Annotated in this window: 13 protein-coding genes and 1 pseudogene; 5 read left to right on the top strand and 9 right to left on the bottom strand. The window is 70.9% G+C overall.

The genetic code is table 11. The features are described 5' to 3' along the window. Position 1: 1 nt before the first annotated feature. The 6 genes and pseudogenes from QM809_RS10000 to serA all read right to left on the bottom strand — a co-directional run bounded on the left by QM809_RS10000 (position 2) and on the right by serA (position 6375). Positions 2 to 922, bottom strand: coding sequence for a methylenetetrahydrofolate reductase (locus tag QM809_RS10000; protein WP_415045630.1), 921 nt, complete (start codon positions 920 to 922; stop codon positions 2 to 4). 47 nt (positions 923 to 969) lie between these two features. Further along, the gene (locus tag QM809_RS09995; RefSeq protein WP_415045629.1) at positions 970 to 2205 is read right to left on the bottom strand and encodes a M20 metallopeptidase family protein; all 1236 of its coding nucleotides are present in this window, start codon (positions 2203 to 2205) and stop codon (positions 970 to 972) included. 19 nt (positions 2206 to 2224) lie between these two features. Then, positions 2225 to 2827 carry a hypothetical protein gene (locus tag QM809_RS09990; protein WP_415047053.1) on the bottom strand — a complete coding sequence of 201 codons (603 nt, stop codon included), beginning with the start codon at positions 2825 to 2827 and terminating at the stop codon, positions 2225 to 2227. Between the two features lie 103 nt (positions 2828 to 2930). Continuing rightward, positions 2931 to 3875: a hypothetical protein gene (locus QM809_RS09985; protein WP_415045628.1), complete on the bottom strand. Its 945-nt coding sequence runs from the start codon at positions 3873 to 3875 to the stop codon at positions 2931 to 2933. Then, on the bottom strand, positions 3772 to 4782 hold the full coding sequence (locus QM809_RS09980) for a 3-isopropylmalate dehydrogenase (protein ID WP_415045627.1): 1011 nt from the start codon (positions 4780 to 4782) through the stop codon (positions 3772 to 3774). Before QM809_RS09980 ends, QM809_RS09985 begins: the two co-directional genes overlap by 104 nt. Next, positions 4779 to 6375, bottom strand: a pseudogene (gene serA / locus QM809_RS09975) (phosphoglycerate dehydrogenase). The gene QM809_RS09980 and the pseudogene serA overlap by 4 nt, the downstream one beginning before the upstream one ends. 274 nt (positions 6376 to 6649) lie before the next feature. Between serA and QM809_RS09970 the strand changes: the two are divergent. The 4 genes from QM809_RS09970 (at position 6650) to QM809_RS09955 (ending at position 10409) form a co-directional block, all read left to right on the top strand. Continuing rightward, positions 6650 to 7309 (top strand): serine protease, encoded by a 660-nt coding sequence (locus tag QM809_RS09970; RefSeq protein ID WP_415045626.1) that lies wholly within the window; start codon positions 6650 to 6652, stop codon positions 7307 to 7309. A gap of 180 nt (positions 7310 to 7489) precedes the next feature. Next, the gene (locus QM809_RS09965) at positions 7490 to 8230 is read left to right on the top strand and encodes a phosphonatase-like hydrolase (RefSeq protein ID WP_415047052.1); all 741 of its coding nucleotides are present in this window, start codon (positions 7490 to 7492) and stop codon (positions 8228 to 8230) included. Next, positions 8227 to 9300, top strand: a complete 1074-nt coding sequence (locus QM809_RS09960) for a TIGR03364 family FAD-dependent oxidoreductase (protein WP_415045625.1) — start codon at positions 8227 to 8229, stop codon at positions 9298 to 9300. The genes QM809_RS09965 and QM809_RS09960 overlap by 4 nt, the downstream gene beginning before the upstream one ends. A 92-nt stretch (positions 9301 to 9392) precedes the next feature. Next, positions 9393 to 10409, top strand: a complete 1017-nt coding sequence (locus tag QM809_RS09955) for a proline racemase family protein (RefSeq protein WP_415045624.1) — start codon at positions 9393 to 9395, stop codon at positions 10407 to 10409. Between the two features lie 388 nt (positions 10410 to 10797). Here the strand turns inward: QM809_RS09955 and QM809_RS09950 are convergent, their stop codons facing one another. Then, a complete protein-coding gene (locus tag QM809_RS09950; protein WP_415045623.1) occupies positions 10798 to 11724 on the bottom strand; it encodes a LysR family transcriptional regulator in 927 nt (308 codons plus the stop codon). 72 nt (positions 11725 to 11796) lie between these two features. Between QM809_RS09950 and QM809_RS09945 the strand changes: the two genes are divergently transcribed. After that, positions 11797 to 13065: an MFS transporter gene (locus QM809_RS09945; protein WP_415045622.1), complete on the top strand. Its 1269-nt coding sequence runs from the start codon at positions 11797 to 11799 to the stop codon at positions 13063 to 13065. 215 nt (positions 13066 to 13280) lie between these two features. On the opposite strand, the gene QM809_RS09940 is transcribed toward QM809_RS09945, so the two are convergent. Then, the gene (locus QM809_RS09940; protein ID WP_415044162.1) at positions 13281 to 13889 is read right to left on the bottom strand and encodes an MBL fold metallo-hydrolase; all 609 of its coding nucleotides are present in this window, start codon (positions 13887 to 13889) and stop codon (positions 13281 to 13283) included. Further along, complete coding sequence (locus QM809_RS09935) at positions 13889 to 15004, bottom strand: S-(hydroxymethyl)mycothiol dehydrogenase (protein WP_415044161.1); 1116 nt, start codon at positions 15002 to 15004, stop codon at positions 13889 to 13891. Before QM809_RS09935 ends, QM809_RS09940 begins: the two co-directional genes overlap by 1 nt. Positions 15005 to 15117 lie beyond the last annotated feature (113 nt).

The following is a 15117-nucleotide window of genomic DNA, read 5'->3' as shown; positions in this document are numbered from 1 at the left end:
GTCAGCGGTCCAGCACGCCGCGCAGATCCGCCGACAGCCCGACGGCGGCCTCGATCTCCGTACGTCGGCTGGACACGCTCTCCACGTTGAGCGCGACGGGCACGCCGATCCGCCGACAGTAGGCGACGACGTCGGCGGCGACCTCCACGGCGCTCCGCCGCGACGTGTCCAGGGTGTTCTCGGCGCGCCGCAGGTCACGCTGCAACCAGGCGGGCACCGCCACCCCCAGCCAGGCCAGGAAGTCGAGGGTCCTGGCCGAACCGCACACCGACAGCGTGAAGACGATCGGCCGGGGCCGCAGCCGCTGCGCCTCGCACTCGTCGACGTAGGCGGCGGCGAGGTTCTTGGCGGCGTTGACGTCGTAGAGGATCTGGCTGACGAAGAACGACGCCCCGGCGCGCTGCTTGCCCACCATGCGGAGGTGTTCGTCGCCGCGCGCCGCATGCCGTTCGGGGATCACGACGGCCCCGGCCAGCAGATCCGGATTCGTCTCGCGGCGCAGTGCGTAGGCGCGGTCCAGCGTGGTCGCGACCGCGTCCCCGCTCGACGACGCCCCGACCAGCACCGTCGCGACCCGGTCCGGCGGCTGCGCCGCCAGCCAACCGCCCAGTTCGGCCTCGGTGTACTTGCCGACCGCGCGGTAGACGACGGCGGGCCTGTCCCAGTCCCCGAGATGCCCGTCGAGGTAGACGCCGGGGTCGAGGGTCGGCAGGAACGGGAACGGCCGCTCGTCGTCGGTGCGGCCGGGCTCGTCGGCGATGTCGTACAGCACCAGGGCGTCCGGGTCGGCGGCGGCGAACCGCTCCCGGTTCACCGCCGAGATCCGATCGAGGTCGTCGCCGGTCGCCGAGGCCTTCGGCGGGGTGATCCCGAACAGCAGGAAGTCGCCGGAACCGTTCCGGAGACGGTCGATCACATCCACGCGTCGCTCTCCGCTCGTGGTCTCCGCGGTCGCCCACCGCTGTGGTCTCACACCGGCTCCGCGGGACGATCGCGGCCGGTCAGGTCGTCGAGTTTATCGATCGCCAGTGCGGCGAGCAGCGCCGCCCCGTCGGGGAGCACGGCGTCGTCGAACACCGCCCTCGGATCGTGGTTCGACGGCGCCGTCGCCGGATCCCGACCCTCCGGGCAGGCCCCGAGGAAGAACATCGCACCGGGCACCCGCTGCAGGATCCGGGAGAAGTCCTCGGCGGCGACGCTGGGACACGGCATCTCCTCGTACCCGTCCGGTCCGAGCATCGACGTCACGACGCGCCGGATCCGGTCGGTCTCGGCCGCGTCGTTCACCGTGACCGGGTACCCCGGCGTCACGTCGACGTCGACCCGTACCCCGTGCGCCCGGGCGATGCCGGTCACCGTCTCGGTGATCAGCTCCGGCACGCGGCTCTGGTTCGCGGCGGAGAAGGTCCGGACGGTTCCGGAGAACGTCGCCGTCTCCGGGATGATGTTCGCTCGCGTGCCCGCCCGGACCACGCCGACGGTCAGGACGACCGGGTCGAAGGCGTCGAAGCGGCGGGTGACCGCGGTCTGCAGAGCACCGATCATCTCCGCCGTCGCGGGCACCGGATCGCGTCCCAGATGCGGGGTGGCCGCGTGCGTGCCCGATCCCACGACCCGCACGTCGAAGCCGGTCGACGCCGACAGGAACGGTCCCGGCCGGCAGGCCACCCGGTGCGCCGGCAGCCGGTCGGCGCTCACGTGCAGCGCGTAAGCGGCATCGACCTGCCTGCCGGAGGCGGTGAGCACGCCCTCGTCGAGCATCGCGGCCGCGCCGTTCCACTCCTCCTCCCCGGGCTGGAACATCAGGACCACGTCGCCGGGCAGCGCGTCGCGGCGGGCCGCGAGGAGTCGGGCGGCGCCGACCAGGCAGGCGACGTGCAGGTCGTGGCCGCAGGCGTGCATGTCGTCGGTGCGGGAGGCGAAGTCGACGGCGGACTGCTCCCGGATCGGCAGGGCGTCCATGTCCGCGCGCAGCAGCACCGCCGGGCGGGGGCGCCCCGGATCCGCCGCACCGCCGCGCAGGACCCCCACCACCGACGACAGCTCCTTCCCGACGGTGATCTCGCAGCCGAGACCGTCGAGCGCGTCGAGGATCCTCCGCTGCGTCCGCGGCAGCTGCAGTCCCACCTCGGGGTCGGCGTGGATCGCACGCCGCAGCCCGACGAGGCCGTCACTCAACTCTCGCGCATCCCGCAGCAGGCCCATGCGACTCCGCCCTCCGAACTCAGAGTCCGGCGGTGCCGGGACCGGGGTCCGGGATCGGCGCCGACTCCCGGGACTCCAGCGCCGCCTCGGCTTCGGCGAGCCGTCGGCCGCGACGGTGGTACCGCCACAGGAAGTAGCAGACGACGAGACCGATCACCCCGCCGAGGATCACGCCCCAGAGGGTCGACGCCCGGAAGGCCGGGGCCTCGACGTCGAAGATCCGTTGTCCCGCATGCGCCGCGTGCCCGGTGCCGACCACCACCGACAGGGTCAGCAGGTTCGGGATCGAGACCACCAGGGCGCCCGCCGCGGCGAGGATCGCGCCGACACGACGGTGTTTGAGCAGGGCGAACGCGGCGGCACCGAACAAGGACAGCGTGAACGCCGTGCAGACGCCGCCGAGCAGCAGGCCCGCGAACGTCCCCCGCACGAACGAGTCGCCGACGAACTCGCCGACGCGGCCCGCCCACCACCGCGGCAGGAAGGCCGACAGGATGAAGTAGAGCGCGACCAGCACGCCCGCCGCGATCCCCCACAGGATCAGCACGCGCATGCGGTCGCGGGCCCGGTCGGCGAGCGTCGGTTTCGGGTCCGTCGTCGGCACGGTCACGTCGTCGTTCATCGCCACCGGGGTGTCCTTCCTGACTGGCCGCCGCACGGAGATACGGGGCTCGTGGCGCCGCTGCGCCGAGTGAGGTCGAGGGTATCGGATCGGTCGTCGCCGGTCAGCGGTGCGCACGGAGCGCGTTGATCGCCCCCGCCGCGGCCCGGGCATCGTCGACGACGGCGATCTCCCGCGCCTGCGAGCCGGGCCCGCCCGCATCGGTGTGCACCACCAGGACCGCCTCGCCCCGGCGTCCGACGAAGCCCTTCACCCCGCGGAACCGTCCGAACGCACCGATCCGGTAGCCCCAGCCGCCGAAGTCGGCGAAGGGGTCCACCCGCACGACCTCCGCGCGCACCACCTTCTCCAGCGGGATCCGGATCCGGATCAGACCGCCCAGACCGCGGAACTCGACGGTCTCGCGATCCAGCCGCAGCCGCACCCCCCTGCCGTGCCAGTCCACGGGCGGCACCGGGACCTCGGCGGCCGTCGGCACCTCGCCGATCGGGTCGTGGACGCGACCCGACGGCCGACTCGGCACCGCCCAGCCGGCCGCACCGGCGGCCAGGGAGGCCGCGACCAGCGCCGGAAGGATCACCCAGAATCGCAGCGGCGCCTCCGCCGCGTCGACCAGTCCGCGCTGCGCGCCGATCACCGGGGTCATCAGGACGACGACGAACACCGCCGTCCAGCACGCGATGCCCGCGGTGAGCCGCTGAGCGAGCGACGGCACCGCCCGGATCAAGGTGATCAGGCACACCGCGACGCCGAGCCCGGTGACCACCGCGAGGATCGTGACCACGCCGTCGACGGAGTCGAAGCCGTCCGGGGTGCGGCCGCTCCAGTGGGTGGCCACCGGGTCGGGCAGGTCGGCGCGCCAGGTGCGGATGCACGCGATCCCGGCGCCGCCGACCGCGAGGGTCAGCAGCGCCGGGATCAGGAGGCGGAGGCGATCGATGGTCTCAGACCAGCGCCAGGATGCGGTCGCCGACCTCGGTCGTCGAACCGCGCTGATCGCCGCGACCGGCCACGTCCTGCGCCACGGCCGCCTCGATGCGCTCGGCACCGGCGTCGTCGCCCAGGTGACGGAGCAGCAGCGCGACGGACAGGATCGCCGCCGTCGGATCCGCCAGGTTCTGGCCGGCGATGTCGGGCGCGCTGCCGTGCACCGGCTCGAACATCGACGGGTTCGCGCGGGTGGCGTCGATGTTGCCCGACGCCGCGAGCCCGATGCCGCCGGTCACCGCGGCCGCCAGGTCGGTGATGATGTCGCCGAACAGGTTGTCGGTGACGATCACGTCGAAGCGGCTCGGATCGGTCACCAGATAGATGGTGGCCGCGTCGATGTGGCAGTAGTCCACCGCGACCTCGGGGAACTCGGTGCCGACCTCGTCGACGGTCCGCGCCCACATGGAGCCGGCGAAGGTGAGCACGTTGGTCTTGTGGACCAGCGTCAGCTTCTTGCCGCGGGCCTGCGCGCGGGCGAACGCATCGCGGACCACGCGCTCGATGCCGAAGCGGGTGTTGACGCTCACCTCGGTGGCCACCTCGTGCGGGGTGCCGACGCGGATCGCGCCGCCGTTGCCGGTGTAGGGCCCCTCGGTGCCCTCGCGGACCACGACGAAGTCGATCTCCTGTTCGCCGGCGAGCGGCGAGGCCACCCCGTCGAACAGCACCGACGGACGCAGGTTCACGTGGTGGTCCAGGATGAACCGCATCTTCAGCAGGAAACCGCGCTCGAGGATGCCCGGCGGCACCGACGGATCGCCGATGGCGCCGAGCAGGATGGCGTCGTGCTCGCGGAGCGAGGCCACGTCGTCGTCGGTGAGCAGGTCGCCGGTCGCGTGGTAGCGGCGGGCGCCGAAGTCGTATTCGGTGGTCTCGACCTCCGGGTGCAGCTCGGTCAGGATGCGCAGCGCCTGCGCGGTGACCTCCGGGCCGATCCCGTCGCCGGGGATGACTGCGAGTTTCACGAGAAGTCCACCTGCTTGATCAGGGTCGCCGAGACGGCCGCGCCGACGGCGGCCAGGACGTCCTCGTCGACGGTGCGGTCGACGCGCAGGATCGTGGTGGCGCCGGGGCCCTCCAGATCCTGGGCCAGACCGGCGGCGACGATGTCGACGCCGGCGTCGCCCAGCAGGGTGCCGATCTTGCCCAGGGTGCCCGGCTGATCGGCGTAGCTGATGACGAGGTTCTTGCCCTCGGCGCGCAGATCGAAGTTGCGACCGTTGACGTTCACGATCTTCTCCACCTCGCGCGGCTCGGTGAGCGTGCCGGCGACGTTCACCTGGTTGCCGTCGGCGAACACCGCGCGGACGTCGATCATGCTGCGGTGGTTGGGGCTCTCGGTGGCCGTGACCACCTCGTAGCTCACCCCGCGCTCCTCGGCGACGGTCGGCGCGTTGACGAAGGTGACCGGCTCGTCGACGACGGCCGAGAACAGGCCGCGCACCGCCGAGAGACCGAGGACGTCCACCGGGCGGGCGGCGAGCTCACCGCGGATCTCGACGGTCACCGCGGTCGGCTGGCCTTCGGCGACGACGCCGACCAGCTGGCCGAGCTTGCGCGAGAGGTCGAGCCACGGGGCCACCTCGTCGTCGACCGGGCCGCCGGTGATGTTCACCGCATCCGGGACGAACTGGCCCGACAGCGCCAGCTGGACGCTCTTGGCGACGTCGGTGCCCGCGCGGTCCTGCGCCTCGGCGGTGGAGGCGCCCAGGTGCGGGGTCACCACGACCTGGTCCAGGTCGAACAGCGGCGAGTCGGTGCACGGCTCGGTGGCGAAGACGTCCAGGCCGGCGGCGCGCACGTGACCGGACTTGATCGACTCGGCCAGCGCAGCCTCGTCGATCAGGCCGCCGCGGGCGGCGTTGACGATGATGACGCCCGCCTTGGTGCGGGCGAGCTGCTCGGCACCGATGAGACCGGCGGTCTCCTTGGTCTTGGGCAGGTGCACGGTGACGAAGTCGGCGCGCTCGAGGAGCTCGTCCAGGCTCACCAGCTCGATGCCCGAGCTGGGCGGCGCGGGCCGCCGAGACATAGGGGTCGTAGGCGATGATGTGCGTCTCGAAGGCCGCGAGGCGGGTCGCGACCAGCTGGCCGATACGGCCCAGGCCCACCACGCCGACGGTCTTGTCGAAGAGCTCGACGCCGGAGAACGACGACCGCTTCCAGGTCTTCTCCTTCAGCGTGACGTCGGCGGCCGGCACCTGACGGGCGGCGGACATCAGCAGCGCGATGGCGTGCTCGGCGGCGGAGTGGATGTTCGACGTCGGGGCGTTCACGACCATCACACCGCGTTCGGTGGCGGCCGGCACGTCGACGTTGTCCAGGCCGACGCCTGCGCGAGCGATGATCTTCAGGTTCTTGCCCGCGTCCAGCACCTCGGCGTCGACGGTGGTGGCCGACCGCACCAGGATGGCGTCGGCGTCGACGACGGCCTCCAGGAGCTTGGGACGGTCCGGGCCGTCGACCCAGCGGACCTCGACGTCGCCGCCGAGTGCCTCGACGGTGGAAGGAGCGAGCTTGTCGGCGATCAGAACAACAGGACGGCCGGATGCGGTCACTATGGTTTCTCCAGATTCATCGGTTCGCGCATGCACGCACCGGCGCACGCGTCTGACCCGACTACTTTAGGCGTCCGAACATGATGACGGACACCCACCCGCCTGCCCGTGTGGTGCGCAACACGCGGAACGGGTACATTCTCAGCGATGTCTCATTTCAGTCACGGCTGGGTTCGGCTGTGACCTTCGTCTGCTGACGCCCCCGGGCGTCCGCTTAGAGTGAGACACTACCTACGTCCCGGTGACCCGGGATTGCAACGAGCGGAGTACCTACATGAAGAAGACCGCAGTGGTCTTCGCGGCGATCATCGCCGCGATCCTCGGCCTGACGGGTATCGGCACCGGTGCCGCACAGGCGGCCCCGACGTCGGCAATCGGCGGCGGCACACCCATCATGATCCTGAAGGGCGGCAATTCGGCTGCCGCCTGCACGGTCACCACCGTCGGCCGCAGCAACGGCCGCCTGCTCGCACTGACCGCCGGTCACTGCGGCACCGTCGGCCAGCGCGTGCTCCTGGAGAAGAACCAGCGTCGCGGCATCATCGGCACGATCGCTCGCGTCGACAACAACCTCGACATCGCCGTGATCAGCCTGGATGCGTCCAAGGTCCGCGGCACCAGCACCGTCGGCAAGGTCACCATCCGCCGGATCAGCACCCAGCCGCCGTCGTTCCCGGCCACCGTCTGCAAGCAGGGCCGGACCACCGGTCACACCTGTGGCGTCGTGTGGGGCTCGGATCACCGTGACCACTACTCGCAGATGTGCGTGATCGAGGGCGACTCGGGCGCTCCGGTCGTGCAGGGCACCACCCTGGTGGGCATGGTCAACGCGTACTTCTTCGTCTCCTGCGCCGGCCCGGAGACCGGGACCAACATGGCCTCGATCGTCCGTCGCCTGGGCAGCTGGGGCTACGGCGGCTTCCGAGTCGTCTGATCGGCTCCACCGGCTGACATGGACCAGAGCGGCGGTCCGGGATCTGAATCCCGGGCCGCCGCTCTTCTCGTCTCCTCATCCTGCGCCGCCGGACACCGCCGGGTCCGCGGCACGCGCTGTTCGACCGGACGTGCCTCCCCGGAAACGATGCGTTCAGACCCGGGTGCTTGCATGACCACCATGACGACTGTTGCTCAGCACGACGCTCCCGCCGCTCCCGACTCGCTCCCGGCGCGGCCCCCACTGGTCGCCCTGGACATGGCGGGCACCACGATCGCCGACGACGGCGCCGTGATCGCCGCGTTCGAGGCGGCCGCCCGCGCCCTCGGCCTGCAGCCCGGCACCGTCGAATGGGACGACGCGATCCGGTACGTCGTCGACACCATGGGCCAGTCCAAGATCGTCGTGTTCCGGCACGTCTTCGGCAGCGAGTCCCGCGCCCGGGAGGCCAACGACGCCTTCGAGCGTTCGTACGCCGAGGCGATCACCGAGATCGGCGTCACCCCGATCCCGGGTGCGGCGGACGCGATCGAGACCCTGCGCACCGCGGGCACGCGCGTGGTGCTGACCACCGGATTCTCCGCCGAGACCCAGCGGAAGATCATCGACGCCGTCGGCTGGGCCGACGTCGTCGACGCCGTGTACTGCCCCGCCGATGCCGGAGGTCGCGGCCGGCCCTTCCCGGACATGATCCTGCGGGCGGCACTGGACTCCGCGGTCGACGACGTGCGCGAGATCGTGGTGCTCGGCGACACCGCCAGCGACATGCTCTCGGGTCTGCGTTCGGGGGCGCGCCGCGTGCTCGGTGTGCGCACCGGCGCCCACGACGAGAAGCAGCTCCTCGAGGCGGGTGCGTCCGCGGTCCTCGATTCGGTCGCCCAGCTCCCCGGTTGGCTCGCCGACGGCGGCGCCCGCTCGTGAGCTACGACCTCGTCGTTGTCGGCGCCGGGATCGTCGGCCTCGGGCACGCCTTCCACGCGCTCGAACGCGGGAAGTCGGTGTGCGTCGTCGAACGCGCCGATCGGCCCGTCGGCGCCTCGATCCGGAACTTCGGCCACGCCTCCGTCTCCGCGCAGTCCGGTGAGGCGCTCGAGTACGGACGCGCCGGACGCGCGGTGTGGACGGCGCTCGCGGAGCAGGCCGGCTTCTGGCTCCGGGAGACGGGCACCTACTGCGCCGCCCGGACCGACGCCGAACTCGCGGTGCTCACGGAGTTCGCGCGGGGCGAGGTGCTCGACCCCGACGAGTTCGCCCGGCGCTCCGGGATCCGCACCTCGCACGGCGGCGCCTGGTTCGCCGGCGACGTGCAGGTGGATCCGCGGGAGGCCGCGCCCGCGATCGCCCGTCACCTGGCCGCGCGCGGCGCCGAGTTCCGCTGGGGCGTCCAGGCCTTCGGCGCCCGCTCCGGCGTCCTGGACACCTCGCACGGGCCGATCGAGGCCGATTCGATCGTGTACGCGGTGAATCACGACGTCACCCGGGTGCTGCCCGCGGCCGTCGCCGGTGTGACGGTGCGCGACTGCGCGCTCCACATGATGCGTGTGCAGGCGCCCGTCACCCTGGCCGGTCCCCTGCTGACCGGCTGGTCGATGCTCCGCTACTCGGGGCTCGCGGATCTTCCGGGCGTCTCCCGGGTCCGCGCCGAGCTGGCCGAGCGGTCACCGACCGGACTCGACCTGGACCTGCACGTCATGGCGACCCCGCAGCGCGACGGCACCGTCCTGCTCGGCGACACCCATCTCCGCGAGGAGTTCGCGGCGCCGTTCCAGGAGGAGGCGGGCTTCGATCTGCTGCTCGCGGAGTTCGCCGCGCTGATCGGGACCGCCGACATCACGGTGCGCGAACGCTGGCAGGGCGTGTACGCTTCGTCGCCGGGCCGCGAGTTCCTGTGCACCGAGCCGGAACCGGGGGTCTTCGCCACCATCGTGACGACCGGTATCGGCATGACCACGGCCTTCGGTTTCACCGGGGCGCTCGCCGACCGGTTCTGAGACCTCGACGCGCAGCGAGGAGTTCTGACTCACCGGTGTCCTCGTCGACCGATCCGCCGACCCCGGGTGCGGCGATGCCGCAGGATTCCGACATGACTCCCTCCACCGTCTCGGCCGTCGACTATCACACCGGCGGCGAACCGTTCCGCATCGTCGTCGACGTCCCAGAGATCGTCGGCACCACCGTCGCCGCCCGACGGATCACGGCGATCGACGATCCGGCCGTGGACGGCCTGCGCAGGCTCCTGTGCTTCGAGCCGCGCGGGCACGCCGACATGTACGGCGGTTTCCTGGTGCCGCCGGACGACGACGGCGCCCATTTCGGCGTCCTGTTCTGGCACAAGGACGGGTTCTCGACGGCCTGCGGGCACGGCACCATCGCGCTCGGTGCGTGGGCCGTCTCGACCGGTCGGGTGCCCGCCGATCCGTCCGGGGTCACCGACGTGGTGATCGACGTGCCGTCGGGCCGGGTGACCGCCCGGGTGCATTCCGACGCCGGTCGGGTGAGCGCCGTGGAGTTCGTCAACGTGCCGTCGTACGTGCTGCACCGCGACGTCCCGGTGGACACCTCCCGCGGACCGGTCGAAGCCGACGTGACCTACGGCGGTGCGCTCTACGCGCAGGTCGATGCCCGAACGCTGGGGCTGGAGGTGGTCCCGGGCGACCTGGACGCCCTCATCGCCCTCGGCCGGGAGGTCAAGGCCGCGCTCACCGGCACACGGTACGCCGAGCACCCCTCCGACCGGCGGCTCAGCGGCATCTACGGCACCGTCTTCTACACCGACGACGGGTTCGGCGACGACGGGAACCCCCGCCAGCGGAACGTGACGATCTTCGCCGACGGCCAGGTGGACCGCTCCCCCTGCGGTTCGGGGACCAGTGCCCGCGTGGCGACCCTCGCCGCGCGCGGGGCCCTCGACGCCGACCACGAACTGATCCACCGGTCGATCGTCGACTCGGTGTTCCGCGCCCGGATCGCCGAGGCGGGCACCACCGAGGGGCATCCATCGGTGACCCCGGTCGTCGTGGGCACCGCGTACCAGACCGGTGAGCACGTCTTCACCGTCGACCCGGACGACGATCTGGTCCCCGGGTTCGTGCTGCGCTGAGCGTCCCGCACCGAACGTCGACGAACACCGGCCTCCTGCGTGGGAAGAACGGCGACATACCCTCGGCGGTGCGCTGACGGCCGGTGTCCGTCACCGGATCGACGGCTCGGCGAGTCACATTCCCGGCCCCTGAGCCGGACCGAGGCGTGAGCCGGGGATCGGTCCTTTCCGAGAAAGATCGCCGAGCCCCTTCGACTCGATCCGCTCACTGCGTTCGCGGAACGGCTCAGGGGACGGGAGAAAAGCCGCTCGAGAAACGGAGAGAAGACCGGTTCCTGGGGCGGAAGAAAACCGTTCGAGAAACAGAGAGGGGCCGGCTCAGGAAGCGGAAGAGCGGCTCAGAGTTCGCCGGAGAACAGCCCGAAGGTCGCAGGAAGACGATGTGGGGTCACGTGTTCGGCGGCGCCGTCGCGGTCGACGTCATGCGTCGGATCTCCTCCTCGATGGCCGCCAGAGCCGTCGCCACCGTCGCCCGTTCACGGGCCCCCATCCGGGTGAGACTCGATACGCTGCGGACGGGTTTCGCCCGACCGCGCAACGGCACCCGGACCACGGCCCAGTCCGAGTGAATGCGCGTCGTGCGCGGGATGAGGGTGATGCCCAGCCCCGCGGAGACCAGCGCGAGCCCGGTGTCCCACTCGTCGGCGTAGTGCGCGACGTTCGGCGCGAAACCCGCGGTCAGGCAGGCCGACACCATCAACGGGTGGTAGGGGCTGTCCGGGCGGCTGACGATCCAGGGCTCTCCGGCGGCGTCGGCGAGGGCGGTCTTGCGGCGACCCGCCAGCGGGTGGTCCGTCGGCACCACCAGATCGAGCGGGTCGTCGAAGAGGTGTCGCTGGTCGAAGCGATGATCCGTGGTCGCCGGAAGGTCCGCGGTGGCGGCGACCAGAGCCAGATCCGCCTCCCCCGTGAGCAGCAGGTCCAGGCAGCGCGCCGGTTCGGATTCGATCACCCGGATACCGAGCTGCGGGAAGGCGCCGCGCACCGCCGCGGCCGCCGCGGGCAGGAGGTTGGCGGCCGCGGTGGAGAAGCCGCAGAGCGTGAAGGTGCCGCTCGTCGTGTCGGCGGCCAGATCGGCGTAGGCGCGCTCCGCCTGCGCGAAGAGGATCTCGGCGTGCCGCAGCACGATCCGGGCCTGCTCGGTCAACCGGACGCCCCGCCCCGAAGGTTCGAGCAGCGGGACGCCGAGATCGTCGGCGAGCTGCCGCAGCTGATGCGAGACGGCCGACGGCGAGTAGCTCAGCGATTCGGCGGCAGCGGTGACCGTGCCCCGGTGGGCGACGACCTGCAGCACTCTCAAACGCGGATCGATCATGCGAGAAAATTACACGGTATCGCCGCATATCATTCGCTTCTCTTCAGCATAATTCGGCTTCACACTGATTCGGTGACCCTCATCGATCGACTCTCGCCGCGCATCTCGTCCACCGCGCCCTCACCGTCCCCGGCGGATGCCGGAGAGATCCGCAGCGCCGTCGCACTCCTGCTCCTGGCCACCGTGGCCTGCTACGTGCCGACGACCCTGTATCCGGCCTATCAGGACCTGTTCGGGTTCGACGACCTCGTGCTGATGGTGATCTACGCGGCCATGTCGATCTGCGCGGCACCCGCGCTGCTGCTGTTCGGCCAGGCCGCGGACGCCCTGGGACGACGACTCGTCATCCTGTCGGGTATCGCCCTCGTGGCGCTCGGCACCGCGTGCTTCCTGGTCGCCACCGGCCCGGCGTGGCTGATCGCGGGCCGCATCGTCCAGGGCATCGCGCTCGCCGCGGTCACCGCCGGGGGCACCGCGCTGATCATCGAGCGGACGCCTCCGGAACGACGCGCCCGGGCCTCGTTCGTCGTCACCGCGGCCTTCGTCGGCGGCAGTGTCGCGGGCAACCTCGTCTCCGGTCTCGTGGCCGAGTACATCCCGCGGCCGCGACACACCGCGTTCGTTCTGCTGCTGGCGCTGCTCACCGTTCTCTGGTTCCGGGCCCGGCGGATCCGGCCGACTCCGGCGATGGGGCTGCGCGAATGGCGACCGGTACGGCCGGAGGTCCCCCGCGAGATCCGCACCCGCTTCGCCCTGGCCGTCGCCTCCGCCTCGACCGCGTGGCTCGCCGTGACCCTCTTCCTCTCGGTGATCCCGGCCCTGCTGGCCCGGTCCGCGGGGGTCACCGGTGCCGCCGTCATCGGTCTCGTCCTCGCCGCGATGCTCGCCTGCTCCCTGGTGACGCAGCCGTTCGTCCTCCGCGTCTCGACCGAGCGTCTCCAGCGGGTCGGCCTGCCGCTCCTCGCGGTCGCCCTGATCGGACTCGCGATCGACCGCGGTGAGTCGTCGGCGATCACTCTCGCCTGCGCGGTGGTCGCGGGCCTCGGACACGGCGTGGCCTACGGCGGCGCCACCGCGTCGATCGACGAGGTCACGACCGAACGGAACCGGGGTTCGGTGAACGCGGCGTTCTATCTGTTCGCGTATCTGGCGACCGGGACCCCGGCGGTCCTGGTCGGGCTGCTGTCGACCCGGATACCGCTCGACGCGGCGCTGGCGACGATCGCCTGGTGCGGGGTCGCGGCGGCGGTGCTCACGATCTCCGGGTTCGCCGTGGTCGGCGGGCGCGCGCGTCTCGCGCGCCTTGCGTTCGACGGTCGGCCGGACGCGGGCGGGTCGTAGCGAGCGGGGGCTTCGACACGTACTCGTCACTTCGTTCCTCGCACGGCTCAGTCGGCGGCAAGGAAAACGACCCGACGGGCGGAAAAGGAGCTCGTCCCGTAGGAAAGACCTCCTTCGGCGGAGGCAGACTCCCCCGATGCACCGAACACCGGCCGTATGCGTACGACCGGTGTTCGGTGTGGCTTCGACGGAGCTCAGCCGGCGGGAGTCGGTGTTCAGCCCAGGAGGGTCTTCTCCGCGGCGATCGTGGTGTCGGCGCCGTGACCGGTGTGCACCACCGTGTCGGCGGGCAGGTCGTACAGACGCGCCCGGATCGAGTCCTCCAGGACCTCGCGGCTGGAGAACGACCGTCCCGTCGCCCCCGGACCACCACAGAACAGGGTGTCACCGGTGAACACACACCCCAACTCCGGCGCATACAGACACACCCCACCCGGCGCGTGACCGGGCGTGTGCAACACCCTCAACACCGTCCCGCCCACCGTGATCTGTTGACCATCGGCCAGGTCCGCATCCCACCTGCGCCCCGGATGCGTCAGCTCCCACAGCGGGGCGTCGTCGGGGTGCAACCAGATCGGCGCCCCCGTGGCCTCGGCCAACTCCGGCGCGTACCGGACATGATCATCATGAGCGTGCGTACACACGATCGCTTTCACTTCCCGGCCGCCGACGACGTCCAGGATCGCTTCGACCGAGTGGGGGGCGTCGAGCACGACGCACTCGGTGTCGTCACCGATCACCCACACGTTGTTGTCCACGTCGAAGGTCTCCCCGTCCAGACTGAACGTCCCGGAAGTGACCGCGTGATCGACCCGCACCCCCATCACAACACCACCACGCTGCGCAGCACCTGGCCGTGGTGCATCTTCTCGAACGACGCCTCCACCTCGTCGATCCCGACCTCCTCGGTCACGAACGCATCCAGATCCAACTGACCATTGCGATACAAGTCCACCAGCATCGGGAAATCCTTCTCCGGCAGACAATCCCCATACCACGACGACTTCAACGCGCCGCCGCGTCCGAACACGTCCACCAGGGGGATCTCCGGGACCCTCATCTCCGGGTTCGGGACCCCGACCAGCACCACGGTGCCGGCCAGGTCCCGGGCGTAGAACGCCTGCTTCCACGTCTCCGGACGGCCCACGGCCTCGACCACCACATCGGCCCCCTCCGCACCCGGATAATACTGGTCGCAGATTTCGGCGACCGCAGTGACGGGATCGACCTGCGAGGAGTCGATGACGTGGGTGGCACCCATCTCCCGGGCCTTCTCTAGTTTCTTGGCGTCGATGTCGATCGCGATGATCGGCAACGCCCCGGCCAACTTCCCGCCCGCGATCGCCGCGACGCCGACGCCGCCGCACCCGATCACGGCCAGGGACTTGCCGCGGCCGGCCTGGCCGGTGTTGATGGCCGCGCCCAGGCCGGCCATCACCCCGCAGCCGAGGAGTCCGACCGCGGCCGGCCGCGCTCCCGGATCGACCTTGGTGCACTGTCCCGCGGCGACCAGGGTCTTCTCGGCGAACGCCCCGATCCCCAACGCCGGACTCAACTCCACACCCGCGTCCTCGCCGTCGGCGATGGTCATCTTCTGCGTCGCGTTATGGGTGTTGAAACAGTATTTGAGGTCGCCGCGTTTGCAGGCGCGGCACTGCCCGCACACCGCACGCCAGTTCAAGATCACGAAATCACCCGGGGCCACCGAGGTCACCCCCTCACCGACGGATTCGACGATCCCGGCGGCCTCGTGACCCAACAGGAACGGGAACTCGTCGTTGATCCCGCCCTCCCGGTAATGCAGATCGGTGTGACACACCCCGCACGACTGCACCTGCACCACCGCCTCCCCGGGTCCCGGATCCGGGATGACGATGTCCACCGTCTCCACCGGCGCCCCCTTCACCCGAGCGATGACTCCCTTGACGACCTGACTCATGAAGAACTCCTCTTGTTTCTTTTCAGTGACTGTTGTTTCTTACCAAGAGACTAACTCTCGGTGCGAGCTTCCGCTCGGTTCCTCCCCCCGAGACAGACCGCCTGCGGGCCTGC

The sequence above is a fragment of the Gordonia sp. (in: high G+C Gram-positive bacteria) genome (assembly GCF_047600385.1).
GTDB lineage: Bacteria > Actinomycetota > Actinomycetes > Mycobacteriales > Mycobacteriaceae > Gordonia.
Note: the sequence above shows the minus strand (reverse complement) of the source record. Positions and strands in the feature narration are given on the sequence as shown.

Bases quoted from the DNA above. Each gene is read 5' to 3' on its own strand.
- QM809_RS09995 (WP_415045629.1), bottom strand. From the start codon at position 2,205: ATGGGCCTGCTGCGGGATGCGCGAGAGTTGAGTGACGGCCTCGTCGGG.
- QM809_RS09990 (WP_415047053.1), bottom strand. From the start codon at position 2,827: ATGAACGACGACGTGACCGTGCCGACGACGGACCCGAAACCGACGCTC.
- QM809_RS09970 (WP_415045626.1), top strand. From the start codon at position 6,650: ATGAAGAAGACCGCAGTGGTCTTCGCGGCGATCATCGCCGCGATCCTC.
- QM809_RS09965 (WP_415047052.1), top strand. From the start codon at position 7,490: ATGACGACTGTTGCTCAGCACGACGCTCCCGCCGCTCCCGACTCGCTC.
- QM809_RS09955 (WP_415045624.1), top strand. From the start codon at position 9,393: ATGACTCCCTCCACCGTCTCGGCCGTCGACTATCACACCGGCGGCGAA.
- QM809_RS09950 (WP_415045623.1), bottom strand. From the start codon at position 11,724: ATGATCGATCCGCGTTTGAGAGTGCTGCAGGTCGTCGCCCACCGGGGC.
- QM809_RS09940 (WP_415044162.1), bottom strand. From the start codon at position 13,889: ATGGGGGTGCGGGTCGATCACGCGGTCACTTCCGGGACGTTCAGTCTG.
- QM809_RS09935 (WP_415044161.1), bottom strand. From the start codon at position 15,004: ATGAGTCAGGTCGTCAAGGGAGTCATCGCTCGGGTGAAGGGGGCGCCG.